This window comes from Aliterella atlantica CENA595 (genome assembly GCF_000952155.1).
GTDB classification, from domain to species: domain Bacteria; phylum Cyanobacteriota; class Cyanobacteriia; order Cyanobacteriales; family Chroococcidiopsidaceae; genus Aliterella; species Aliterella atlantica.
This window is the reverse complement of the sequence record NZ_JYON01000003.1, coordinates 59,770-83,829: the sequence shown is the minus strand read 5'-3', so window position 1 is coordinate 83,829 and position 24,060 is coordinate 59,770. Positions and strand designations below refer to the sequence as shown.

Annotated in this window: 24 protein-coding genes and 1 pseudogene; 13 read left to right on the top strand and 12 right to left on the bottom strand. The window is 42.0% G+C overall.

What is annotated here, in order from left to right; genetic code table 11:
* Window positions 1-35: 35 nt before the first annotated feature.
* Window positions 36-167, bottom strand: a complete 132-nt coding sequence (psb30, locus tag UH38_RS04325) for a photosystem II reaction center protein Ycf12/Psb30 (protein WP_045053404.1) — start codon at window positions 165-167, stop codon at window positions 36-38.
* Window positions 168-374: 207 nt separating this feature from the next.
* Between psb30 and UH38_RS04320 the strand changes: the two genes are divergently transcribed.
* The 5 genes from UH38_RS04320 (at window position 375) to UH38_RS04300 (ending at window position 2,832) form a co-directional block, all read left to right on the top strand.
* Window positions 375-749, top strand: coding sequence for a YkgJ family cysteine cluster protein (locus UH38_RS04320; RefSeq protein WP_045053403.1), 375 nt, complete (start codon window positions 375-377; stop codon window positions 747-749).
* A 72-nt stretch (window positions 750-821) separates the two neighbouring features.
* Complete coding sequence (locus tag UH38_RS04315) at window positions 822-1,385, top strand: Uma2 family endonuclease (protein WP_045053402.1); 564 nt, start codon at window positions 822-824, stop codon at window positions 1,383-1,385.
* 35 nt (window positions 1,386-1,420) lie between these two features.
* On the top strand, window positions 1,421-1,960 hold the full coding sequence (locus UH38_RS04310; RefSeq protein ID WP_045053401.1) for a GNAT family N-acetyltransferase: 540 nt from the start codon (window positions 1,421-1,423) through the stop codon (window positions 1,958-1,960).
* A gap of 153 nt (window positions 1,961-2,113) precedes the next feature.
* A complete protein-coding gene (locus tag UH38_RS04305; RefSeq protein WP_045053400.1) occupies window positions 2,114-2,524 on the top strand; it encodes a TMEM165/GDT1 family protein in 411 nt (136 codons plus the stop codon).
* 11 nt (window positions 2,525-2,535) lie between these two features.
* On the top strand, window positions 2,536-2,832 hold the full coding sequence (locus tag UH38_RS04300; protein WP_045053399.1) for a TMEM165/GDT1 family protein: 297 nt from the start codon (window positions 2,536-2,538) through the stop codon (window positions 2,830-2,832).
* Window positions 2,833-2,918: 86 nt separating this feature from the next.
* Here UH38_RS04300 and UH38_RS04295 read toward each other — a convergent pair whose 3' ends face one another.
* A complete protein-coding gene (locus UH38_RS04295) occupies window positions 2,919-3,413 on the bottom strand; it encodes a DUF4149 domain-containing protein (protein WP_045053398.1) in 495 nt (164 codons plus the stop codon).
* 204 nt (window positions 3,414-3,617) lie between these two features.
* On the opposite strand from UH38_RS04295, the gene UH38_RS04290 reads away from it, so the two are divergent.
* Complete coding sequence (locus UH38_RS04290) at window positions 3,618-4,169, top strand: DUF2808 domain-containing protein (RefSeq protein ID WP_045053397.1); 552 nt, start codon at window positions 3,618-3,620, stop codon at window positions 4,167-4,169.
* A 10-nt stretch (window positions 4,170-4,179) separates the two neighbouring features.
* Here the strand turns inward: UH38_RS04290 and recN are convergent, their stop codons facing one another.
* Window positions 4,180-5,925, bottom strand: a complete 1,746-nt coding sequence (recN, locus tag UH38_RS04285) for a DNA repair protein RecN (protein WP_045053396.1) — start codon at window positions 5,923-5,925, stop codon at window positions 4,180-4,182.
* A gap of 239 nt (window positions 5,926-6,164) precedes the next feature.
* Between recN and clpB the strand changes: the two genes are divergently transcribed.
* Window positions 6,165-8,795 carry an ATP-dependent chaperone ClpB gene (gene clpB / locus UH38_RS04280; protein WP_045053395.1) on the top strand — a complete coding sequence of 877 codons (2,631 nt, stop codon included), beginning with the start codon at window positions 6,165-6,167 and terminating at the stop codon, window positions 8,793-8,795.
* A gap of 91 nt (window positions 8,796-8,886) precedes the next feature.
* On the opposite strand, the gene UH38_RS04275 is transcribed toward clpB, so the two are convergent.
* On the bottom strand, window positions 8,887-9,645 hold the full coding sequence (locus UH38_RS04275) for a class I SAM-dependent methyltransferase (protein ID WP_045053394.1): 759 nt from the start codon (window positions 9,643-9,645) through the stop codon (window positions 8,887-8,889).
* 465 nt (window positions 9,646-10,110) lie between these two features.
* On the opposite strand from UH38_RS04275, the gene UH38_RS04270 reads away from it, so the two are divergent.
* Entirely contained in the window at window positions 10,111-11,046 is a 936-nt protein-coding gene (locus UH38_RS04270; RefSeq protein ID WP_045053393.1) for an alpha/beta fold hydrolase, read from the top strand.
* Between the two features lie 136 nt (window positions 11,047-11,182).
* Here the strand turns inward: UH38_RS04270 and UH38_RS04265 are convergent, their stop codons facing one another.
* The 5 genes from UH38_RS04265 to UH38_RS04245 all read right to left on the bottom strand — a co-directional run bounded on the left by UH38_RS04265 (window position 11,183) and on the right by UH38_RS04245 (window position 15,628).
* Complete coding sequence (locus UH38_RS04265; protein ID WP_045053392.1) at window positions 11,183-11,857, bottom strand: response regulator transcription factor; 675 nt, start codon at window positions 11,855-11,857, stop codon at window positions 11,183-11,185.
* A 3-nt stretch (window positions 11,858-11,860) separates the two neighbouring features.
* A complete protein-coding gene (locus UH38_RS04260) occupies window positions 11,861-13,276 on the bottom strand; it encodes a sensor histidine kinase (RefSeq protein WP_045053391.1) in 1,416 nt (471 codons plus the stop codon).
* An 86-nt stretch (window positions 13,277-13,362) separates the two neighbouring features.
* On the bottom strand, window positions 13,363-14,082 hold the full coding sequence (locus UH38_RS04255) for a DUF4079 domain-containing protein (RefSeq protein ID WP_045053390.1): 720 nt from the start codon (window positions 14,080-14,082) through the stop codon (window positions 13,363-13,365).
* A gap of 180 nt (window positions 14,083-14,262) precedes the next feature.
* Window positions 14,263-14,760, bottom strand: a complete 498-nt coding sequence (locus UH38_RS04250) for a DM13 domain-containing protein (RefSeq protein WP_045053389.1) — start codon at window positions 14,758-14,760, stop codon at window positions 14,263-14,265.
* A gap of 34 nt (window positions 14,761-14,794) precedes the next feature.
* The gene (locus tag UH38_RS04245; protein WP_045053388.1) at window positions 14,795-15,628 is read right to left on the bottom strand and encodes a redoxin domain-containing protein; all 834 of its coding nucleotides are present in this window, start codon (window positions 15,626-15,628) and stop codon (window positions 14,795-14,797) included.
* A gap of 160 nt (window positions 15,629-15,788) precedes the next feature.
* Here UH38_RS04245 and UH38_RS04240 point away from each other — a divergent pair, with 160 nt between their 5' ends.
* Window positions 15,789-18,059 carry a glycosyltransferase family 2 protein gene (locus tag UH38_RS04240; protein ID WP_045053387.1) on the top strand — a complete coding sequence of 757 codons (2,271 nt, stop codon included), beginning with the start codon at window positions 15,789-15,791 and terminating at the stop codon, window positions 18,057-18,059.
* Window positions 18,060-18,082: 23 nt separating this feature from the next.
* On the opposite strand, the gene UH38_RS04235 is transcribed toward UH38_RS04240, so the two are convergent.
* Together UH38_RS04235 and UH38_RS04230 are read right to left on the bottom strand one after the other, a co-directional pair.
* Window positions 18,083-19,042 carry a CHAD domain-containing protein gene (locus UH38_RS04235; RefSeq protein WP_045053386.1) on the bottom strand — a complete coding sequence of 320 codons (960 nt, stop codon included), beginning with the start codon at window positions 19,040-19,042 and terminating at the stop codon, window positions 18,083-18,085.
* Between the two features lie 100 nt (window positions 19,043-19,142).
* Entirely contained in the window at window positions 19,143-19,847 is a 705-nt protein-coding gene (locus UH38_RS04230) for a hypothetical protein (protein ID WP_045053385.1), read from the bottom strand.
* A 91-nt stretch (window positions 19,848-19,938) separates the two neighbouring features.
* On the opposite strand from UH38_RS04230, the pseudogene UH38_RS04225 reads away from it, so the two are divergent.
* Window positions 19,939-21,002 (top strand): annotated as a pseudogene (locus tag UH38_RS04225) (DUF3616 domain-containing protein).
* Here the strand turns inward: UH38_RS04225 and UH38_RS04220 are convergent.
* Window positions 20,999-21,403: an NIL domain-containing protein gene (locus UH38_RS04220; protein WP_045053384.1), complete on the bottom strand. Its 405-nt coding sequence runs from the start codon at window positions 21,401-21,403 to the stop codon at window positions 20,999-21,001. The pseudogene UH38_RS04225 and the gene UH38_RS04220 sit on opposite strands and share 4 nt — an antisense overlap.
* 71 nt (window positions 21,404-21,474) lie before the next feature.
* Here UH38_RS04220 and UH38_RS04215 point away from each other — a divergent pair, with 71 nt between their 5' ends.
* The 3 genes from UH38_RS04215 to UH38_RS04205 all read left to right on the top strand — a co-directional run bounded on the left by UH38_RS04215 (window position 21,475) and on the right by UH38_RS04205 (window position 24,058).
* Window positions 21,475-22,056, top strand: a complete 582-nt coding sequence (locus UH38_RS04215; protein ID WP_045053383.1) for a thioredoxin family protein — start codon at window positions 21,475-21,477, stop codon at window positions 22,054-22,056.
* A gap of 212 nt (window positions 22,057-22,268) precedes the next feature.
* A complete protein-coding gene (locus tag UH38_RS04210) occupies window positions 22,269-23,075 on the top strand; it encodes a phytanoyl-CoA dioxygenase family protein (protein ID WP_045053572.1) in 807 nt (268 codons plus the stop codon).
* The gene (locus UH38_RS04205; RefSeq protein ID WP_045053382.1) at window positions 23,075-24,058 is read left to right on the top strand and encodes a glycoside hydrolase family 43 protein; all 984 of its coding nucleotides are present in this window, start codon (window positions 23,075-23,077) and stop codon (window positions 24,056-24,058) included. Before UH38_RS04210 ends, UH38_RS04205 begins: the two co-directional genes overlap by 1 nt.
* Window positions 24,059-24,060: the final 2 nt, after the last annotated feature.

Here is a 24,060-nt window from a genome sequence, read left to right as displayed (position 1 = left end):
GATATACTATCTCCCCACTCTAAAAATTTTGACTCTTAAAGGTTGCCGTTACGAAAAGCGAGTATAAAAATTACTACTGGACCAGCAATCATAATTAGCCCTACCGAGATTAATTGAGCAATTACTAACCAGTTAATGCTACTTAAACCATCAAATAAAGATTCCATTTTTCCTCCGAGTTAACCCAAGCAATTATCTGACTGCGCTGGCAAATCCGCATTTTATCTTACCCCAAAGAGCGATCGCTTAATTTAAGTAAGTTAATAAATCTACAAAAGAGCGCAAACATTTAAGCATATTTTCTCATACTGGCTGTTCTTAACCAAATATAGTTAAGCTCAAAAAGCGCAAACATTCATCACAAATATTAAACTATGGCAACTTGGCAATGTGTAAAGCAATGTGGAGCCTGCTGCAATCTTACCCCTAGCGATCGCCCAGATTTAGATGAGTATTTATTACCAGAAGAATTAGAAGTTTACATGAGTATGGTAGGCGAGGATGGCTGGTGTATCAATTACGATCGCCTCAATCGTGAATGCCGTATATATGCCGATAGACCCCGTTTTTGTCGGGTAGAGTCGGAGATATTTCAAGATATGTACGGGATAGAACCAGAAGAACTAAACGATTTTGCGATTGAATGTTGCCAAGAACAAATCACCGGAGTTTACGGCAACTTATCTTTAGAAATGTTACGGTTTGAACGGGCTGTAGGTATCAGTCCCTTAGCGCGTCCTGAATTGTAAGCAGTTATTTGGTGCTTATCTTTTTTTACTGCCCATATACTGGAATTAAGAGCAATCTTCTGTACTGAAACTATGCCAGCTTCTCCTACTCAAACCCTCGCTCTTGAAGACTTCCTTAAACTTCCATATCTAGAAGAATCCCCCGCATGGGAGTATGTAGACGGGGTTGCCTTACAAAAACCCATGCCTAAGACTCGACACTCTTTTTTACAAAAACGATTGCTCAATGCGATCGACAACAGCAGTAATCAATATACAGCACTACCCGAACTGCGATGCACGTTCGGCGGGCGCTCTATTGTCCCTGATGTTGCAGTTATTGCTTGGAATCGCATTCAAATTAACCAAGCAGGAGAACCGGAAGATAACTTTACTCAAGCTCCCGATTGGACTATCGAAATTCTTTCACCCGAACAACAAGCAAATCGAGTAATTGATAATATCCTGCACTGTCTGCGACATGGTTGTAAACTAGGTTGGATGCTCGACCCAGACGATCGCTCGATTATAATATTCGCTCCTCATCAGGAACCCGAAGTATGTAGAGGCGATCGCCAGCTTATAGCGATCGCAGGTATCGATCTGACGCTGAGCGCTGAGCAAGTTTTTGACTGGTTGAAAATAGATAGACGCTGAGTAAAGTCTAGTGTCTATAGCTAAATTGATGTTTTATGGCAACTACACAGTTAGGAAATTCTGCGTCACTGCGCGTTTTTATCAGAAAACCAACTGATGATGATTGGCAAGAATTGCTATTACTTCATCAAAGAAGCGAAGAGTTTCACTTTCCCTGGGTTTGTCCACCACTAAACGAACAGGAATGCAAAGCTTACATTACTCGTTGCCAAAATGAAGACTTTGAAGGGCTACTGATTTGTCACGCCAGCCAAAACAAAATTATCGGTGTAGTAAACCTCAGGCAAATTTTCTACCGAGCATTTCAAAATGCTTATCTGGGGTATTACATTGATGTAGATTTTGCTGGTCAGGGATTGATGTCAGAGGGTATTCGTTTGGCTATCGAGCGCGCCTTTTATACGCTCGGTCTACATCGAGTTGAAGCCAATATTCAACCTGAAAATAAGCCATCAATCAATTTGGTCAAACGGTTAGGTTTTACAAAAGAGGGCTTTTCGCAAAGATACCTCAAAATCAATGGCGAATGGCGCGACCACGAACGCTGGGCTTTAACTGTTGAAAATTGGGGGTAATTTCCACCAGCAGTACAACGAAAGTAGCTGGTTTTCTCAAACACTACCAGGTGCTTTTGCTTAATAAAGTGTCAAAATTTGTATAAGACAGTTGATTTTTATTACGAAAACCGAGAAAATGAAAAGAATATGAAAACCTAACCCTGCTGCCTTGTGAAAATTTATTCTGCACCTTTAAGCCTTGTTGCATCAACTTTTAAATCTCCCTCAGAAAACTTTGATGTAGCGATCGCTCCAGACAAGCCTAAAGATGCCCGTCCGCAAACCGCAACGAACAAGTCATCGTCTACTGGTGCAGTCTTTAGTTCCACATTCATCACGATATTTTTGGCAGAATTGGGCGATAAAACTCAACTGTCAACGCTGCTCATGAGTGCAGAATCGCAAGCGCCAGGGGTAGTATTTTTAGGTGCAGCAACAGCGTTGATAACTACAAGCTTATTGGGCGTAATTTTAGGACGCTGGATTGCTAGCAGACTTGCTCCCAAAACCGTAGAAATAGCCGCAGGTGTGAGTTTGCTATTTATATCGGGAATGCTGCTATTAGACATCATTGCAGCTTAGGAGGCAAGAAAATGGACTGGCATTTGCTAGGACTGAGTTTTATTACTGTATTTTTATCGGAATTAGGCGACAAAAGCCAGCTAGCAGCGATCGCTCTTAGCGGACGTTCAAATTCTCCCCGCGCCGTGTTCTTTGGTACAGCCGCAGCACTATTGCTAACAACTTTAATAGGCGTATTAGCTGGGGAATGGATTGCTGAATTATTGCCAGTAAAATTAGTCAAAGCGATCGCCGCGATCGGCTTTGCTATCTTAGCAGTACGCTTGCTATGGCTAAGAGACGACGAATCTGAACTACCACCCAATTAAAAACCCCGCTTTTCGAGCAGGGAAAGTAGAAGTTCAAACAGTAATAGAGTATATTCTTCAACTGGTCACTGGTCACTGGTCACTGGTCACTGTTTATAGCTCCAGCCTAGTAATGTACTTCCTACAACTAGCTTGAATGCTTCCATAAACCAGTAAGCAACGTGCAGTTGATTCATTGTTGTGGGAATTTCTCTTACTGATTCAAATAAATTTAGCTGTGCGCCAATGGCGCACATTTGCGGCGTGAGCAAATAAGTATTAACTAGCGCTACAGCTAGCAATAGTGATGATAAGATAACCGCGCCACGCCGCCAGTTATTAGTAACAAATGCTGTTTGATTTAAAGTTAGTACGCTTGTCAGCACTATAGCCGCAGCCACTAACTCAAGGCGATTAAAATTCCAAAAAATTACGTATCCTGCTGTTGTAAAACCAGCTTGAGTCATCATTCCCGATACATATAAACTAGGCATAACTACCCAGTCTAAAAGCAAGCTGCCGCCAAGCCACAAACCTAAAGTGAGCATGAGAATTGTTTGCCAGATCGGTCGCTTAGATTGAAGGCTAGAAACAGCAGTCATATAATTTCCTCTGATGTATTCTATATTTTTAGCTTAACTAATTTAGTTATTAACAACTGCGAAATATCTTTTAAAGTAATCAGCTAGATAAAAGTAAGTTTTGTAAACCGCAGAGCTTGATAGGAATTGTTAAAATAAACTTTAGTAGCAACAATTACTAATTACAACTGCTCGAAAATTAAGTTTTAATTAAAAATATTTACAATGCCCGTCAGTAAATTAGTTACAACATTTGCCGCGATCGCAGTAGTCGGTGGAATTACCCCACAATTAGCGCAAGCAGCAAAATTAAGAGATGGCACAGTATCTTTTGTCCAGCCGCCGCGTTTAGTAGCTGCAACGACATCATACAAAGATGTAAACGTCTGGAATGCAACCTACTACTTTACAATCTCTCTCCCAGCACAGGCAGACGAACCATTGCAAAAAGTTACAATCGACCAGAGCGAGGGAGTAGATCGGATTCGCTTCGACTTAGAAGACACTCGTGCTTTTGAAGGTACGCGCCAAAATAGGGGAGAAAAAATACCTTTAGGCGCAGTAACTAGAGATAAAGAAACAAGAACAATCTCAGTGGTATTCGATCCACCAGTTGCACCAGGCAAAATCATCACAATAGGTTTGCGTCCGGTGCAAAATCCGAGAACTTCAGGCGTTTATCTGTTTGGGTTAAGAGGATTTCCTCCAGGAGAGAAAACAGCCAGTCAATTTCTCGGTTATGGCAGATTGCAATTTTACGGAGACTTATTTGATTAATCAAAAGTTTTTAGTGCGGGTGTAATGCCTTGCGCCCCTTTTGTTGTCTGCGATTAGCAGCTTGAGTTAGTAAAGAGTCAGCAAAAGCGATCGCATCTGTCGCCGAATGTCCGCCAGCCAAGGAAGCCAATTCTTCGCGGCGAGTAGAAACATTATCTAAAGACTTCACCCGTACTACAGTCCGCACATCAGGAGCAGAAGTTGTATCGACAACTAACTTATCGACGCGGAAATGACGATCTGCCATAGCAGCAACTAGAGGCTGGTGAGTTACGCACAATACTTGTTGGCGATCGCTTAATTGATGTAACTTTAAGGCGATCGCCTGCGCTACCTTACCCGAAACCCCAACGTCGATTTCATCAAATACCAAAGTACCCGCCGGATCTGCTTGAGAAAAACAAGCCTTCAGTGCCAATAAAAAGCGGCTCATCTCCCCACCTGAAGCGATCGCACTTAGCGGTTGCAAAGGTTCGCCAGGATTGGGACTAAATAGAAAAGTAATGCGATCGCAACCTGTAGCTGAAGGCGCACTCGGTTCAATATTCACTTGAAATTGCACCTTCTCCATCGCCAAAGGCTTCAATTCTGCTATTAACCGCGCCTCCATCAGCGCTGCTGTAGCTTGACGCAACTTAGTTAATCTCGCTGCTGCTTGCATCAGCTTATTTTCGCAGACTCTTTCTTGCTGTTCCAAAGCTTCTACTGATTGTTCGCCGCCATCTAATTCTGCAAGTTCCGCTTGGACGCGATCGTAGTAGGCGATCGCTTCTGCTAGAGTAGGACCATACTTACGACAAATTTGTTTGAGTTCTCGAATACGTTCTTCTACCTCTGCCAAACGCTGCGGATCTGCCTCCAAACCATCACCATAGACATTAATTTGCCTACCTGCTTCTACCACCGCAGCCAAAGCCTCGCTCACCAAATCCAACATCGGTTGCAACTGCGAATCGTATTGCACCATATCAGTTAAAACCGACTCCGCCTGACCTAACAAATCCGCACTAGCAGGAGCATCGTTATCATTTTGATATAGAGCCTGATACACCTGATAGCTCAACTGCTGCAACTCCACCACATGACTAAGACGCTGGCGTTCTTGCTCCAACTGCTCAAACTCATCTGGTTCGCTTAAATTTGCCGCACCTAATTCTTGCACTTGATACTTCAGCAAATCCAACTGCTGCAACCTTTGCCGATCTGACTGTCTCCGCCTTTCCAAATTAGCCTTTGCCACCTGATAATCGGCAAACACACTCGCCACCAATCCCCGCTCCTTAAAATGGTCATCACCGCCATAAAGATCGAGCCATTCCCGCACCTGCGCCGACTGTCCTACCTGCACAGTTTGACCTTGCGCCGTAATTTCCACCAAGCGATCGCGCAATCCCGCCATCACCTGACGATTTACCAATACCCCATTTATCCGCGAACGACTGCGGAGACTACCACCACCAACAGTCATTTCCCGACAGCAGACAATCGACTCATCATCAAGCAAATCGATTTCCTGTTCGGCTAACCAAGCCGCCAAAGAGCGATTGAGCTTAAAAGTAGCTTCAACCATTGCCCGATTTGTGCCAGTACGAATCGCGCGACTAGAAACCTTACCCCCCAAAGCCGCATCAATCGCATCCAAAATAATTGATTTCCCAGCACCAGTTTCGCCAGTCAGCACATTTAACCCAGTGCCAAACTCCAAATCTAGCTGGTCGATCAAAGCAAAATTTTCAATTAAAAGTGACAGTAGCATGAAAATTTATTCACCGTAAGGTTAGATGTCAAAGACCGTAAATTCAACAGAAACTAGCACTAAACCTAGTTTAATACCTCCACCAAACCTAAAACATCTCTCCTCCCCTGCTTCATCTTCCCACCCTTCGCTCTGCGTTCTCCGTGTCTCTGCGGTTCGTTAAATCTAAATAAAGATTAAACTGTGAAAGTAAAGGCACTTCTTAAGCAAACATAAATCCGCCCCAAACACCTCTCAAAATGCAGCCTACCGACCCTAACAAGTTTACAGACAAAGCCTGGGAAGCAATCGTCAAATCTCAGGACATAGCGCGTAACTACCTCCAACAGCAACTAGACGTAGAACACGTCATGCTTGCCTTATTAGAACCAACCGAACTAGGCGATCGCATTTTAAACAAAGCAGGCATCGACACTAGCCGCTTCAGCCAACAAATCGAAGCTTTTACCCAACGCCAGCCCAGAATAGGCAAAAGCGAACAATTATACTTAGGGCGCAGTTTAGACACCATGCTCGACCGCGCAGAGGCAGCTAGAGCCAAAATGGAAGATGAGTTCATCTCCGTCGAACACTTACTACTAGCATTTGCCCAAGACGAACGCCTCGGTCGCCGCTTATACAAAACTCTTAACATTGATACTCCCAAACTTGAAGCAGCAATTCAATCGGTGCGAGGCAGCCAAAAAGTTACCGATCAAGCACCAGAATCGCGTTATCAAGCCTTAGAAAAATTCGGGCGCGATCTTACCGAACAAGCAAAATTGGGCAAACTCGACCCTGTAATTGGTAGAGATGACGAAGTTAGACGAGTAATTCAAGTATTATCGCGGCGCAGCAAAAATAACCCCGTCTTGATTGGCGAACCAGGAGTAGGCAAAACTGCGATCGCCGAAGGTTTAGCGCAAAGAATTATCAACGGCGACGTACCCGAATCTTTAAAAAACCGCCAGTTAATTTCCCTCGATATGGGTAGCTTGATAGCTGGGGCAAAATACCGAGGAGAATTTGAAGATAGACTGCGATCGGTATTAAAGGAAGTTACCGGATCTAACGGGCAAATCGTGCTATTTATTGACGAATTGCATACCGTAGTAGGCGCAGGCGCAACCCAAGGCAACATGGATGCGGGAAACTTGCTCAAACCCATGCTAGCGCGGGGAGAATTGCGCTGTATTGGGGCAACTACTTTAGATGAATACCGCAAGTACATTGAAAAGGATGCAGCCTTAGAACGGCGCTTCCAGCAGGTACTTGTCGATCAGCCTACTGTCGAAACCACTATTTCGATTTTGCGCGGCTTAAAACAGCGCTACGAAGTACATCACAGCGTCAAAATTACCGATTCTGCTTTAGTTGCTGCGGCTACCTTATCTAGTCGATATATTAGCGATCGCTTTTTGCCAGATAAAGCAATTGACTTGGTAGACGAAGCCGCCGCCCAATTAAAGATGGAAATTACTTCTAAGCCATCTGAGTTAGAAGCGATCGACAGGCGGTTGATGCAGCTAGAAATGGAAAAACTATCCATAGCAGGCGAAGACCAAAAAGCCGCAATTACCAAAGAGAGATTAGCCCGAATCCAGCAAGAAATCTCTAACTTAACTGAAAAACAGCAAGAATTTAACAGTCAATGGCAAGGTGAAAAACAGTTACTTGAGGCAATTAGCGAATTAAAGAAACAAGAAGATGATTTGCGCGTACAGATAGAGCAAGCAGAACGCGCCTATGACTTAAATAAAGCTGCTCAATTGAAATACGGACAATTGGAAGGATTGCAGCGAGAGCGAGAAGCCAAAGAAACTAAGCTAATAGAAATCCAAAACCAAGGTTCGACATTACTGCGCGAACAAGTAACGGAAGCGGATATTGCCGAAATTGTCGCCAAATGGACGGGAATACCTGTAAATCGCCTGCTAGAATCAGAACGGCAAAAATTACTCCAATTAGAAAGCCACCTACATCAAAGAGTAATCGGGCAATCTGAGGCTGTAGAGGCTGTTTCTGCTGCTATTCGTCGCGCCCGCGCGGGGATGAAAGATCCCGGTCGTCCGATTGGTTCGTTTCTCTTTATGGGACCTACAGGAGTAGGCAAAACTGAGTTAGCCCGCGCTTTGGCACAGTTTTTATTTGATGCGGATGACGCGATCGTGCGTTTGGATATGTCTGAGTACATGGAAAAGCACTCGGTATCGCGATTGGTAGGAGCGCCCCCAGGATATGTAGGCTTTGAAGAAGGTGGGCAATTATCGGAAGCTGTGCGCCGCCGTCCATATTCGGTTGTACTGTTAGATGAAGTTGAAAAAGCTCACCCAGATGTATTTAATATCCTTTTGCAAGTTTTAGATGACGGGCGAATTACAGATTCTCAAGGTAGAACTGTAGATTTTCGCAATACTATCATCGTTATGACAAGTAACATTGGTAGCGAGCATATCCTTGATGTAGCAGGGGACGATCGCAAGTATGACAAGATGCAGACTAAAGTATTAGACGCATTGCGATCGCATTTCCGCCCAGAGTTTCTCAATCGCGTTGACGATATTATCCTCTTCCATACTCTCAAGCGCAGCGAACTACGGCAAATCATTAGTATCCAAATCAAGCGCGTGATGAATTTGTTAGCCGATCAAAAGATCAATTTAGAATTATCTTCTGCGGCGCAAGATTTCATTGTTGATGTAGGATACGACCCTACATACGGCGCTCGTCCGCTCAAACGTGCTATTCAAAAGCAAATTGAAAACCCCTTGGCAACTAAGTTGCTAGAAAATACCTTTGTTGAAGGCGATACCATTTACGTTGATTATGTAGATGACAGCCTGACATTCGATCGTAAAAAGACACTCAAAGCTGTGCCGCAAAAGGCTTAAAAGAAAACCTCGAACATTGTGAGCGTATTTCCTTTGTTAATAACTTAGACTAGCGAAATTGTAACAATAGTCAAGCTGCAAATGCCTAGTCTTAGGCATAACATACGGGTACTATTTCAAGATGTTTCTCTCCAACCATTGGTTGACGTAAAGGACATTCTTTAGTTGGCCAAGTGGTTCTATCTTCATAAATAAATGGTTGATATTTCTCTGAAAAATCCTTAGACGAATACTTTTCTATATGTTGAAAGTAGTTAATATAACGCTCGTAATAATCAAATCCTGGCGCTCTTACATGATCTGCTTCAAAAGGATTTGGCTCAGGATATTCGATAGTTTCATTACTAAGAATAGGGACAGGCAGCACTGCAATACCTGTTGGTTTAATTACTCTTTTTATTTCTGATAAAGCAGTGAAATCATCTTGAATATGCTCTAACACGTGAGACGCAAATATAAAGTCAAATTCTTCATCTTGAAAGGGAAGATTAATGATATCTGCTTTGACATCTACGTTTTCCATGTATAAATCGACAGTTACATACTCCTTAAATGTATTCCTAAACAGGTCTTGAAAGAAAGGCTCAGGCGCAAAATGTAGCATTTTTTTGTGGGGAAAATCATTACTTTCAATTAATTTATCTAAAACTAATTTTTGTAATCTATGCCTTTCTGCTGAATAACAGTTTGGACAAAACACATTTTTCCTAAAGCCTGTAGGAGGATTTATATCCCGAAAAGGACCATAGTATTTACAAACTGGACAATCATATTTTTGCTTGCCTATGTTGTACGCTTTGAAAGTGTTTACCTTGACAACATGAGTAAACTTTGATGTTATATTATTCATGAATAATACTCCCAAGTTAAATTGATATATAACCAACTATTCTAAGTATGTGAAAAATTTATTCTCAACCTTGGTTAAGAATAACAAAAACATGAAAGTAGAACTCCCGTGCGTCTAATAACAAAATTTATTTATAGTTACCAAAATTTTCACAGTTTAAAACCTGTATGATTACTTAAGTTGTTTTGTTAAATTATTACCTTTCTATTACGTCCCTATTTCTGACTGTAGAAAAGTTGAGCGATTTGACTACTACAAGGGCGCAGTCTCGGTAAGCTTACCAAGCATTGGGCAATGATCGGTCGCTTATCTAAGGATGGAATTAATTTTAAATCTGTCAGCAGCTAGCTAGGCGTAAAAACTGTTAAGCAAGAACGCGAAACGTTTCGCGCTTTTAAACAGGTGCAAATATATCTGCCTGACATGGCAAGCTTAAAATAGTTAATTTTGACATTCACAAAACTAATGCGAGACTGGTGGCAAGCGACATTTCCCCAAGGAAGACAATCCCTAACAATCATTGATGCTAACGGTTATCCCGTTCAAATTGCTTATGGCGAAAAAGGAGTAGGAATACCGCTACTTTTGGTGCATGGGCTGGGTAGTTGGAGTTATAATTGGCGGCACTGTGTTGAGCCGCTATCGCAACATTTTCGAGTAATTTGTTTTGATGCTAAAGGCTATGGGTTTTCCGATAAGCCGATGTACCCTGAAAGATCCGACCATCAAATTATTGAAATGCAGCGAGTTATTAACGCCTTATGCAATGAACCGCCTGTAATTGTTGCCGAATCTCTAGGGGCATTAGTTAGCTTAGGACTTGCTCAAGCGTACCCTAAGTTAGTTAAAGCATTAGTGGTAGTAAACGTACCAATTTTTCCCGAAAGCTTGCCGCATTGGGGAATGTTGTTGCTCTCGCAAATACCGTTTGAGCTTGCACAGACAATTGATTCTTTGCGCCTGACTTATTTGTTTGCACCCTTGTTTAAAGAAGTTATGGCTGTAGAACGGCGCAGCGTACTGTATGACCCTTCAATCTTGACTGCGGAGGATTTAGACTGGATCTGCTACCCGTTTACCCAGTTACCTGGCACTATTGCTAAAGCCGCTCAAGAAGTGCAAATAGCAGCGCGGGAAATTGAGCATTTACAAGCAAATAAACCCAATTTAATTAGTAAAATTCAAAGTGCTTTGGGTCTGATTAAGTGTCCAACGCTAATATTGTGGGGCGAACAAGATAGCTGGTATCCTTATAGCGATGGGAAAAAATTACGCGATCGCATCCCCAATTCTAAGTTAGAAATTATCCCCAATTGCGGCCACGATGCCTCATTTGGTGCGGCAAGCGTAGTTACAGCAGCAGTTTTGAAGTTTCTGCAAGATATTGTTCCAAGAGATTGATATTAGCAAAAAGCGAACAGTTTCTCAATGCTCTATTCTTAATCGCACAGCACATAGCCTTTTCTCTGGCTCTGCTCGCAGGATAACACGAGCCTTAAACAGAGATATTGCCAGCCAAAATTAGCTCGTACTATATCTAATCGCGTAAAACATAACCAACACTTCGCACTGTTTGAATTAACCGCGCATCGCCTGTTGCTTCCAACTTCAAGCGCAAATAGCGAATGTAGACTTCAATAACATTCGAGTCGCCCATAAAGTCGTAGCCCCAAACTTGCTGTAAAATGCGATCGCGCGTAATCACTTGCTGGGGATGCATTAATAAGTATTCCAGTAAATCGAACTCTTTAGCAGTTAATTCAATTAACCTTTTGCCCCTAAATACTTGCCTTGTGCGTCGATTCAAACTGAGGTCAGCAAACTCTAATATATCGACATCAACTTCTTGTAATTGCCTTAACCTTGCCCGAATCCTAGCTAACAATTCCTCAATGCTAAAAGGTTTAACTAAATAATCGTCTGCGCCTGCATCTAAACCAGCTACGCGATCGCTTACTTCATCTTTAGCAGTTAATAATATAATTGGCACTTTATCGCCAGTAGTCCGCAAACGGCGGCAAATCTCTATGCCCGATAAACCAGGCATCATCCAATCTAGAATTATCAAGTCTGGCTGCAACTCCCGCGCTGCCGTTAATCCAGCCAATCCATCGTGCATGACGCTGACTTGGTAGCCTTCATAACCTAGCTCTAATTCGATAAACTTAGCTAGCTTAATTTCATCTTCTACTAACAAAATATGCGCTGTCATGGTTTATGCCGCACTAGGTAAAGTTACAGTAAAAATGCTGCCTTCTCCTAGTTTGGATCGAACTGTAACATTACCACCCATGCCATCAACTAAAGTTTTGACGATCGATAAACCCAAACCACAGCCACCAGTAGCACGATTGCGGGCTTCATCTACGCGGTAGAAACGTTCAAAAATACGCTGTTGGTGTTGTAAGGGAATACCCAACCCGCGATCGCATACGTGAATTATTGCTCGTTGGTCACTTGTATCTAATTTAATCGCGATCGCGCTATGCAAGTCAGAATACTTAACAGCATTATCAATCAAATTTAGTATCACTTGTTTGAGACGGTGGCGATCGGCTTTCACAACGATTTTACTATTACTTGTTTCGAGTGTAATTTCTCGATTGCTATATTGTTGCGCCATTGCTGCAACTTCCCCCACCAAATCATTTAGCAGCAATAGTTCGAGATGCATATGCAAGTAACCAGTATCCGCCCTTGCTAAATCGAGTAAATCTTGTAATAAACGAATCGTACTTTCTGCTTCTGAGGCGGCGGTTGTTAGTGCTTCCCTTTGCGGTGGTGTGAGGTTATTTTCTCGTTTGAGAACGCTTTGCAAATAACCGCGAACTATAGTTAGGGGTGTACGCAACTCGTGAGAAACATTACCGACAAATTGGCGCTGTTGTTCCCAAGATTGAGACAGGCGATCTAACATCATGTTGCAGGTATGTACTAATTCTTGCACTTCTGTAGGTGCGCGTTCGAGATTTAACCTGGCTTGAGCAAGATCGTTAGCTGATATAGTTCCTGCTAGCTGACTGATTTGCCGCAAGGGTTGCAAGGATTTCTGAATGTACCAGGCGATCGCTACTGTAATAATGACTAAGGCAAGTAAGCTGACAATTGCTAAACTCCTCACCAATGCCAAAAACATTGTTTGCTCGTAGGATATATCTTGCGCTACAAACAATAGTCCTAATTTCTCTGCCTTAACTTGCAAAACCTTACCACTGACAACAAAATAGCGATCGCCGATCTCATACACTTGAGTGCTAAGAGGCGATTGCATCTGTGAAATTAAGTTTATCGCTGCGCTATCTAGGGGAACTACCGATTTGTCGTTAATTGTGCCATCAGGACGTTTTACCCAAATAACTGTTTTGTTAGTAGTAAGATTGGCGATCGCTTTACGCAATGATGTTTCTGTAGAGAACATATCGCTATAAAGTTTGATATCGCCTGGCAAGCGATCGGCAATTAGTTCGATATTTTGTTTGTGACTGTTAACTAAAATCTGCTGCATTTGCCACGTTGTCCACAGGGCTATACTACCTACTCCTACAGCAGAGACGGCAGCAATGCCTACAGTTAATCGTACCCGTAAGGAAAATGGATCGATTTTTTGCCAAATGCGATCGATTTTTTTCATCGCCACCCCCCGTAGAGACGTAGCATTGCTACGTCTCTACAACGCATTGCTACGTCTCTACAAAATATATGCAACGTCATGAAAATTTATCCTTTTGGTGGTGTCGGGGTAGGACAGGTTTTGTTGGCAAAATCGCATTGATAAATATACTGTTCTTGCCAACTGAGAGGAATTTCTAATAAATCCCGCGTTCCAGTCATTCCTTGTCCGATAAATAGTAATAGAGCAATACAATTTAAAACTGTGTGAGCAATGCGCCAGCGATGGGTTTTATCTTTGTAAATTGCAGGTGCGATCGCTAACGAAAATATCATTAACATTGCAGCAGTAAGCCCAATGTAATAATGCGACCAATACCACTCATTCGTGCGCCGAAAAACTCCATCTTGGCAGCCTAAGATAACTAATCCCGCACCTGTTAAAGTTGCAAAAACTCCTCGCCACAATCGCTGTTTTGCTTGGTAAAGAAATACTAACGAGGCAATAGTTAAGCAGAACATCAAGGCTATAAATAGCACTTGAAAAGGCTCTTTGCTAATTAATTGGTTAGTCAAGATGTTTTTAATAATCGGGTGCGCTAACCCTAGTAATGCAACACCTACAACTGCTGCTGTTAGCCAATTTCCTAAGCGATTGTGTTCGCCACCAACTACAGGCGGAATTTTGCTTTTATCTCCAGCTTTAGTTTGCAAGCGACGCTGACGAGTTTGCCAAGCTAAGTTGACAACCATCCCAATTAGCGGAAAAACGAAGAAAATAGCGATCGCTGGATGCAACAGAGTGAAAGCGTCTCTAAGTTCTACCATATAAAACCTCTGTGCAAAAGATGTAGGTTAATGCGACACAATTTAAGTTTCGATAGCAACAATTTCTGAAATAACATCACAGACACTATAAAAGCGTCTGTTAGATGTAGAATTAATCCAAGTTAAGAAGTAAGCTAGCTAATTTTCAGAATTTTCTTAGCAAATTCTTATTGACAAAAATCACTTTTTAGGCAACGAAACGCTGAGTTTTGCAGTCCCAAAAGTAGCGTTGAATTGACGACACCAAATAGCAGCCGATTGATAATTTGCTAAGTTGATGTTACTTGCGATCGCATAACGTTGAGCGCCACTGTAGTTTTGTAAGCGAGCAAGAACTACGTAATCGCCATTTTTGAGCGGATAGACAGGTGGTTGAGTAGTAGCCAGTACGTCATCAGAACGATGCAGAATTACGAATAAATCGGGACCTGAAGGCGAAGTTTTAAATGTTTTATCTAGTTCTAGATAGTATTTACCATTTTCCCTCACAATCCGAGCGCCACCTGTAGTTTCGTGTTCGCCAGCAACAAAAGTGCCAGATTTAATACTTTGTTTCGGAGTAGAACTAACTGGACTTGCTGTAGTCGGTTGTAGTTGAGGTTGAGTCAATGAAGCTTGTGTTGCACAACCGCAAGTTAAAGTAATTGCGCCCAAAATTAGCAAATAGTTCAGTTTCATGAGTGCAAAGCTCCTAGATACTTAGTATTATTATTCACTGGTAAGGTTGCACGTTTCGGGCGCTAATCCCAAATTCACTGGTAATAATTTCAAATTTGACTTTTGTCCCTGGTGCAATCGTCCGATAACCCTCGCCAGGAATGGCTGTGAAATTAAAAAAGATTTCTTCAGAATCGTCTTGACGTGCGATCGCTCCATTACCAGTTTTAAAATCAAACCAGCGTACCACGCCCTGCGCTACTGGTAGCCCGTTTGCACCTAAAGGTGGCGTACCGTTAGACCATTCTTGTGCTGGGATGCGAATTTGTTTAACTTTGGTTGTATTGTAAGCTTCATAGCTGTAGTTAGACGTAGTTTGCATAATCGCACGTAAATCTTGGCGTAATTCTTCTAAAGTTGGTCGCCCGACAAAAAACCAGCCATTATAAATCTTGTAAATAGTTAAATTGGGACGTAGCACAAATGTATAAGGCTGTGCGAGATTGGCATACTCGCCTTCAGTTTCATCGAGGATATTTATTTGCTTAATAACGTGGCGTTTCTCGTCAGCTAAAAAAGTCCACTGCGCCCCCAACCCAGCCCGAAAAGCAGCTTGGACTAAGGGTGCATCGGTACTAACAGTTATTAACTGACAGTAGTTAACTGCTAATTCCTGCTGAAATTGGACTAATTGCGTCATCTGCTGGCGATCGCGCGGGCAGAAGAAACCTCGGTAAAATACTAAAATTAGCGGATAACCGTCCAAAAATCCCAGCTTTTTGTCCATCAAACTAGGCTGAGTAAAGTCAGACAACTGCACCAGTTCGTTTTGGTGATTTGGCAGTGTAAAGTTAGGCAAGATGTTATCAACTTGTAAATTAGTTGTCATATTTTTCAGGAAAATCTCATCTTAGCTTCGGCAAAAAATCATCTTCGCACTAGAAAAAGCTGGTAATTTGTTTAACAACTGCTGTAGTAACTTAGTACAATCACTTTAAAATTGACTTTTTTGCTTTATATAGCCTGGGAATCCTACCAACACCATAAATATGACTATTTCTCAGTTTGGCAACCCAAATTTAGAACGTAGCGAACTCAAAAGAGTTCAGAGGTCGCGGACGGCAACTATAGTATTGGTAGGTATTATCGCCTGCGCCAGCCTTATAGTTGCGCTTTGGTTTGCTGGCGAAGGTACGATTGAGGGCATTTTCGCTTATCTCCATACTTTTCAAGAAAATCCGCCCATGTGGCTACAAGTGCCAATGGTGATGGGGGAAGTATTGCTTGCGCCTACAGTATTGCTGTTAGTGCTAGTGTTAGCAGTGATGAAGGTTTCGCCACAGCCTCGGTTATGGTCGCGGCGGTTAGTGGTGGGAATTTTAATAATTTTGACTGTACGCTATGTATTATGGCGATCGCTTTCTACTCTAAATCTTAGCGATCCTCTTAACGGTGTATTCAGTCTAGGTTTATTTTTTCTAGAACTGTTGATGCTAGTTAGCGGTACTATTGGGCTATTTTTAATGCTAAATGTCAAAGAACGTCGCCGCGAAGCAGACCAAAAATCTGCTTTAGTAGTTGATGGTACTTTTAACCCAAATGTTGATATTTTTATTCCTACTTATAACGAACCAAGTTTTATCTTGCGCCGCACTATTATCGGCTGCCAAGTGCTAGATTATGATAATAAAACTATTTATTTACTTGATGATACACAACGAGAAGAAATAAAAGAATTAGCAGATAAATTAGGCTGCAAATATCTAACTAGAACTGACAACAGTCATGCTAAAGCAGGCAACTTAAATCACGCGCTTCATCATACTACTGGAGAATTACTTGTAGTTTTTGATGCTGACTTTATCCCAACAAAAAACTTTCTTACTCGTACTGTAGGCTTTTTTGTAGACGAAAAGGTAGCATTAGTACAAACACCACAAAGCTTTTATAATGCCGATCCTATTGCCCGCAATCTTGGCTTAGAAAATATCGTCACCTCAGAAGAAGAAGTATTTTATCGGCAAATTCAACCGATCAGAGATGGCGCTGATAGCGTTATTTGTGCGGGTACTTCTTTTATAGTCAGACGGACTGCATTGCAAGCTACAGGCGGTTTTGTGACTGATTCACTCAGTGAAGATTACTTTACAGGTATTCGTTTATCTGCTCTAGGATATCGGTTGATTTATTTAGATGAAAAGTTAAGCGCAGGTTTAGCCGCTGAAAATATAGCCGCCCATGCTACGCAAAGATTGCGCTGGGCGCGTGGTACTTTACAAGCATTTTTTATTGAGTCTAATCCATTAACAATTAAAGGCTTAAGACCAATCCAAAGATTAGCTCATTTAGAAGGATTATTGCATTGGTTTAGCAGTATTTCCCGTGTAGGATTTTTACTTATACCTTTAGCTTACTCATTTTTAGGAGTAATTCCGGTTCGAGCAACAACACTAGAATTATTGTATTTCTTTTTGCCTTATTATTTAGTGCAGCTAACAGCATTCGGCTGGCTAAATTTGCGATCGCGTTCGGCTTTGTTATCTGATATATATTCTTTGGTGCTATGCTTTCCCCTAGCTGTGACAGTCATCCAAGTAATGCTAAATCCTTTTTCGCAAGGATTTAAAGTCACGCCCAAAGGTACGGCAAGCGATCGCTTTGCATTTAACTGGCATTTAGCTTTACCATTAATAATTATATTTGTGGCTACTGCTGTCAGCTTGTGGCGCAATTTGGGAATGTGCGCGGTAAAAGCAATGTGGGCGACAACTGTTTCCCCTGAAGTTGCACAAGCAATTAAGGGTATTGGTTTAGGGTGGCTGTGGAGTGCCTACAATTTAATTTTGCTAGGCGTAGCGCTACTTATTTTGTTAGATGTACCCAAACCAGATTTGTATGAATGGTTCAATTTACGGCGAGTAATAAAGCTACAAGTTGGCGCGCAAAAGTATTGGGGAGTTACTACAGCAATTTCTGAAGTAGGGGCAGAAATTGCCCTAACACAAGCTGGAATTACTTTAGATAGCAATTTACCCGTAACAATGGAAATTGTCGAAGATGAGCTAATATTGCCTGTAAATATAGTCCAAATAGGCTATAAAGACGAATTTCCGCGAGTTAGAGTCACATTTGAGCAAATTAATCTCATTCAACACAGATGCTTAGTAGAAATGTTATTCTGTCGTCCAGGACAATGGAAGCGTCAAGACACACCAGGAGAATTTAGTTCGCTATTGCTACTATTTAGGATTTTACTCAAACCGCGAGTATTATTCGATCGCAAAATTGATATCAATGCGATCGCAGTCTCCCAAGGATAATAAAATTAATTTGTGTTTGCTCCTTACCTGCTGCCAATACTAGGCTCAAGTATGGCTACATGAAAGCCTTTTCTGACATCTATATTCAAATACCGCTGCTGTAAATTTTGCCACTGTTGCCAAGCTTCGTAACTTTTTTGCGCTAATTGATTTGCCAAAGTAGGAGAAGAATGCTTTATCTCCTTATCTGATACTTCCAGTAGAAAATCGGCTAAAACTGCCCCATCTTGAATTTTGCCCAAGATTTCTTGAATACTTTTTACATCTTCTAAATAAGCTGTGTAAGCTTCGCCATAAAAGTCGCTAAATACTTCCATTTGGTAGCGAGTGCGCTTAACTTGTTTGCGTAGACTGTGCAAAACTTCGCCTTCTGCTGCTAATAATTGCTCTACTGTTTCTATTTCTGCTTGCTTAATTTCCTTACCTAATAACCAACCAGGATGCAGCAATAATTTACTTACTTCAGGCAACAGCAAATCTGGCAATACTTCCTCTATAGGCATTTGAGCAATAGCTTGATATTTGGGCTGCTGCAACCATTTAGTTAATGACTGCTTTAAAGACTTATAGCTTTTACTATGCAAAGTTTCTTTGACTGCTGTTACAGCGTTACGCCGTTGTTTGTCTAAATCATCTAGCGCTGTTGCCAAATCTTTCTGTTCGTTTGAAGGTAAACTTGGTTTATATTCGCCTTCTAGTGCTGCTTGCAATACATCTAAATCGCGCAAAGTTCCTAAAATTCGCGCAATTTTACCAATCTTTTTTTCTTGGGCTGCTTTGGGTAGTTTTAAAGCTGGGGCGAATCCTGTAACCGCACTACGCAAGCGACGCATCCCTACGCGCATCTGATGCAAATCTTCTGGGCTTTTATCTTTAAGTACGTTGGCTTCGTGCTTGATGACTTTTTCTAAGTGTTTATCAATAGCAATAGCTGCCCAGTCGCCTAATGTATTTGTCTGAGTTTTTTTATCAGTGACGATCATAAAAGTTTTGCCTATCTTCAATGTAGAGAGGCATTAGTTGCTTTGCTAACTATTGTGCCTAAGTTAAGTACAGTAGCGATCTAACTAACGACTTAAAGTATCATAACCCTACAATGGAGAGCGATCGCCAAGGAGGACTTGTCATATCCAAAGGTTGAGATATCCACATATCGTAGCGAATCGTTGCTTCTGCGGTGTCTAGATGGCGCAAGAAGGGCTTGCCAGTCCAGACTTGACAGCTACAAAGATTTTCGTGTTGTTGAAGCTGATAAGTATCACCTACCGCCTGTAATTGGAAAAATTCAATATGCCAATGAGGAGGTTCGACAGCTATATATTGCGGTTGTTCGCTATCTTCCTTAACTGTTAACGGCAAAAAATCTATGTCAAATATGTCGGGTTTTAAGTTGGTATTTTGCACAAATTTAAGTATCTCTTGCCAATCATGAACTAATTTAAGTTCTGATGCTTGCTTTGTATTTGCATCAATGCAGCGTCCGCCCCACAGCCAAACTAATTTAGCTAAAATACTTGTAACTCTTGGCAAATCACTCTGCAACAATTCCACATCTTCAGGTAACAATATTCGATCGGGGATGCACCACCAATATTCCCAAGAAGTGCTAGTATCCCAAGGTATAATACGTTTGACAATGCCAGGAATGCGATCGCGCTTTTGAATAGCTATAATTTCTGCTAAAGAAGAATGTTGAATATCGGGCAATAATAGTTCTAAATTAGTCGCTAGCGGATGTTGCGGTGCTATCATCATTTCCAAAGGCATAAATGAATTAGCGTCACCCATACTAAATCTTCCTACAAAAATTTTACTTAGGCTTAATTCGTCTTTATAATATAATATCATTTCTTAGTTTTCAATAAGTGTTAAATAAAATATGAATAATTCATCTTTATTAAAGCAAGTGTTACTTAAATTCACAGATAGTTTTAAAGAACACCATAAAGATGTCTCGGCAGTACGCCTTACTCCAGATAAGCATTTATGGTTAGGTTCGGATGAAACATCAACTATTGAACGACTATCATATATTGACGACAAAACTTTTGCCGAACACAAACATTTTGAAGTCACAGATTTTATCGATTTACCTGCACTACCTGAAGAGGAAATTGACATAGAAGGATTTGCTTATAGCGCTCCTTATCTGTGGTTTGTAGGTTCTCATAGTTGGAAGCGAAAAAAGCCTAAACCTGATAAAACTGATAAAAAAATATTGACAGACTAACTAAACTTCAAGCAGAACCAAATCGTTACATAATTGGGCGAATCCCGTTAATTAATGGAGAGTTAGTAAAATCTTGCCCGCATCCAGATAAACCAGGTGAAACAATAAGTGCAGCCAAATTAGAAGTTAGCCAACAAGGCAATCTTCTGATGGAAGCTTTACTCAATGACGTACATTTAGGAGCGTATGTAAAAGCAACAATTCCTGGTAAAGAAAATGGTTTTGATATTGAAGGTATAGCTGTATATCAAGAGCGAATTTTTCTAGGTTTGCGCGGTCCAGTATTGCGCGGTTGGGCTGTAATGTTAGAAATAGAACTAGAATCGAGCGCTCCAAACTTACTAAAATTAAAACAATTATCCGCCAACCAATTGTATAAAAAGCATTTTATCTACTTAAATGGTTTAGGCATTAGAGATTTGTGTTTGGATGGAGAAGATTTATTAATTTTAGCAGGACCAACAATGGATTTAGATGGTCCAGTTAGAGTTTATAAATTAGAAAATGGCGTAAATATCCGAGAAGATGTATTATCAAAACCAGAAATAATCAAAGAAATTCCTTATGGTAATGGCGATGACCATGCTGAGGGAATGACGCTGTTTACTGAATTTACTCAAACTCGGTCGATATTAGTATTGTACGATTCGCCTGCTGAAGCAAGATTGCAAAGCGATAGCGATGTTGTTGCAGATGTATTTAAGTTGGATTAGAGGTTAGTTGAGATTGCTTGCACCGGACAAGTAGGGATACACTGTTCGCAGACGATACAGCGCGATCGCGTAAATATTAGCTGAAATGTCTCAGGGTTTAATGTCAAAGCCTCTGTAGGGCATACTCCCGTACATAAACCGCAGTCTACACAAATATCGCGGTCGATGACAATTTCGGCTAAAGCTTGCGATACACCAATGTTTTGCGATCGCATCCAATCGATAGCAGCTTCTAGTTGGTCGATGTCTCCTGATAATTCTAGAACTAATTTGCCGATTTGGTTGGGCGCTACTTGGGCGCGGATAATGTTAGCAGCAACGTTAAAATCTTTAGCTAGTCTGTAAGTGACTGGCATTTGAATAGTACGCTTGGGAAAAGTTAGAGTTACTCGTTTTTTCATAAGTCTAAAGAGGAAGTTAAAGTTAGACTAAAATTGTGGAAAATGTTATCTACGCTTAATAATTTAAATTTATGACAGAGAATGTAGGGCAACCCGCGCAGGTAAGTGTGGGAGCAAAAGTTAGAAATTTATTAATTGTTTTAGTAGCTGTTGCTTTGAGTGTAGCTTTGTTTTTAGGCTTGAAAACTCAAGGTAACACAGTTTCTTTAGCTACTTTGGACGAGCAATCTACCCCATTGGAAGTTGCTCTAAGTAATGGTAAGCCGACTTTGATGGAATTTTATGCTAATTGGTGTAGTAGCTGTCAGGCGATGGCTCCTGATATTGCTCAATTAGAGAAAGACTACGATAAGTCAGTAAATTTTGTCATGCTGAACGTAGATAACACTAAATGGCTGCCAGAGATTTTAAAGTATCGGGTAGATGGGATTCCGCATTTTGTATTTATGGGCAAAGATGGAAATGCGATCGCTCAAACTGTAGGTAAGCAACCCCGCACGATTATGAGCAGCAATTTAGATGCTTTGATTGCCGAATCTCCTTTACCGTACGCTCAAAGTAATAGAGGTCAAGTTTCTAAGTTTTCTGCCCCTGCTGCACCAAATTCAGACGATCCGCGCTTGCATAGCGGACAGTCGCGCAGCGCAGGGTAGAAGGTAATTCGTAATTCGTAATTCGTAATTTAAGGTCGCGCAATGCCAGATGGAGTTTTTGAGCAAAAAGATTGCGATTTTTAAAGACTTGATACTAATTTTGCTGTTGTGCTTATAACTTTGGGCAGAATAGAAAAGTATAGCAAGCTACATTTTGCTCTGCTTAAATGCAAAATGTAGCCCCAGCATCCAGAATTGGAGCAAGCAGCAAAATGGTTGGCAAGCTAGGTACTGCAAACTTCACAGAGGTCGATATCGATCGGTTTGCAGAAGATTTGAATCGAGACGGAATTTGTGTAATTCGCGGACTATTTGATAGCGAACTAATTGAAGAATGGGCAGTTGCCTTTGATGCTTTATTTCAAAAGCGGCAACAGCAACCAGGTGGAGTAGCTCCTAGAGGGACTGCTCGCGGCTATGTGACATTGCCTTGGGTGGCTCCGTTTGCCAACACAGCGGTATTTGCCAATCAGACCATTTTAGGCATACTCGAGCGCGTGTTTTATCAAGAATACAAGCTAGTTCAGCTAGCGGCAGATATTCCCATGCAAGGATCGGAGTATCAAGAGATCCATCGCGATTTTCGTCCGCTATTTTGCGATCGCATTGTCACGCCCTTGTATGCGCTAGCAGTTAATTTTCCCTTGGTAGAAGTGACTGCTGACAATGGTCCCTTTGAGATGGCGCGAGGAACGCACGTTATGCCGCGTGAGGAGGGATTGGTCAAAATTCGGGCAAGGGAAATTGCGATGGAGCAGTTTTTCATGCAGCCTGGAGATGTAATGGTGCGATCGCCCCTAGCACTGCATCGAGGTACGCCCAACAGGACACCGCAGCCACGCCCGATGATTGTGATGGGTTATGTCATGCATTGGCTTCATACCCATAAGGTAGATTTAACGCTGGGGCAAGATTATTACAATAACTTATCGCCTCAACTTCAGCAGTTGCTTCGCTGTCAAACCGTAGAGCAGTTGCCTGAAGAAGCGAGAGAAACCTACGTGAATTTCCAGTATTGATGGTAGCGTCAACCTACACCAATCCAGTTTATCCAGAGTATTTTGCCGATCCCTTTGTTTGGCAGCATCAAAGTATATATTACGCGATCGCTACAGGTCCGGCGGAAGCTGCGGGGCAGGTAGATGATAGTCCTAAGCAGCGAGTATTTCCCGTACTGCAATCGGCAGATTTAGTCAACTGGCAATTTGCTGGAAACGCGATGCTACGCCCCGATCCTGCACTAGGAAATAACTTTTGGGCGCCTGAAGTTGCTTACCACGAAGGGCTTTTTTACCTGTATTACTCCGTTGGGCATGAGGATAAAAATCATCAGCTACGGGTTGCTACCAGTTCTGAACCTTTAGGACCGTATCAGGATCTAGGTGAGCCATTAGTCGCTCTCGAAACTTGTCCGTTTGCGATCGATCCTAGCCCTTTCCAAGACGATGACGGGCAGTGGTATCTGTTCTTTGCCCAAGATTTTCTCGATACAGAAAATGGCGTACGGGCGGGAACCGCACTGGTAGTCGATCGCCTGCTAACTATGACGAAGTTAGCAGGGGAAACAAAGGTGGTGTTACGCGCCCGTCATGATTGGCAACGGTTTTTAAGCGATCGCCCGATGTATGGTGGCGTGTACGATTGGCATACCTTAGAAGGACCTTGCGTTCGCAAACACAAAAACAAATACTACTGCTTTTACAGTGGTGGGCGTTGGGAAACGGACACCTACGGAGTTGATTATGGCGTTGCCGATCGGGTGATGGGTTCCTACTCGGATGCGGGAAATGAATCGGGACCGCGAGTGCTGCGATCGATAAGCGATCGCGTATTAGGTCCTGGTCACAACTCGATTGCAGTAAGTCCAGGCGGTCAAGAATACATAATTTATCATGCCTGGGATATCGGCATGGAGGCACGCCGGATGTGCATAGATCGCTTGCTCTGGACGGCAGCAGGTCCTCGCTGTAATGGTCCTACCTGGACACCACAACAAATCTAAGT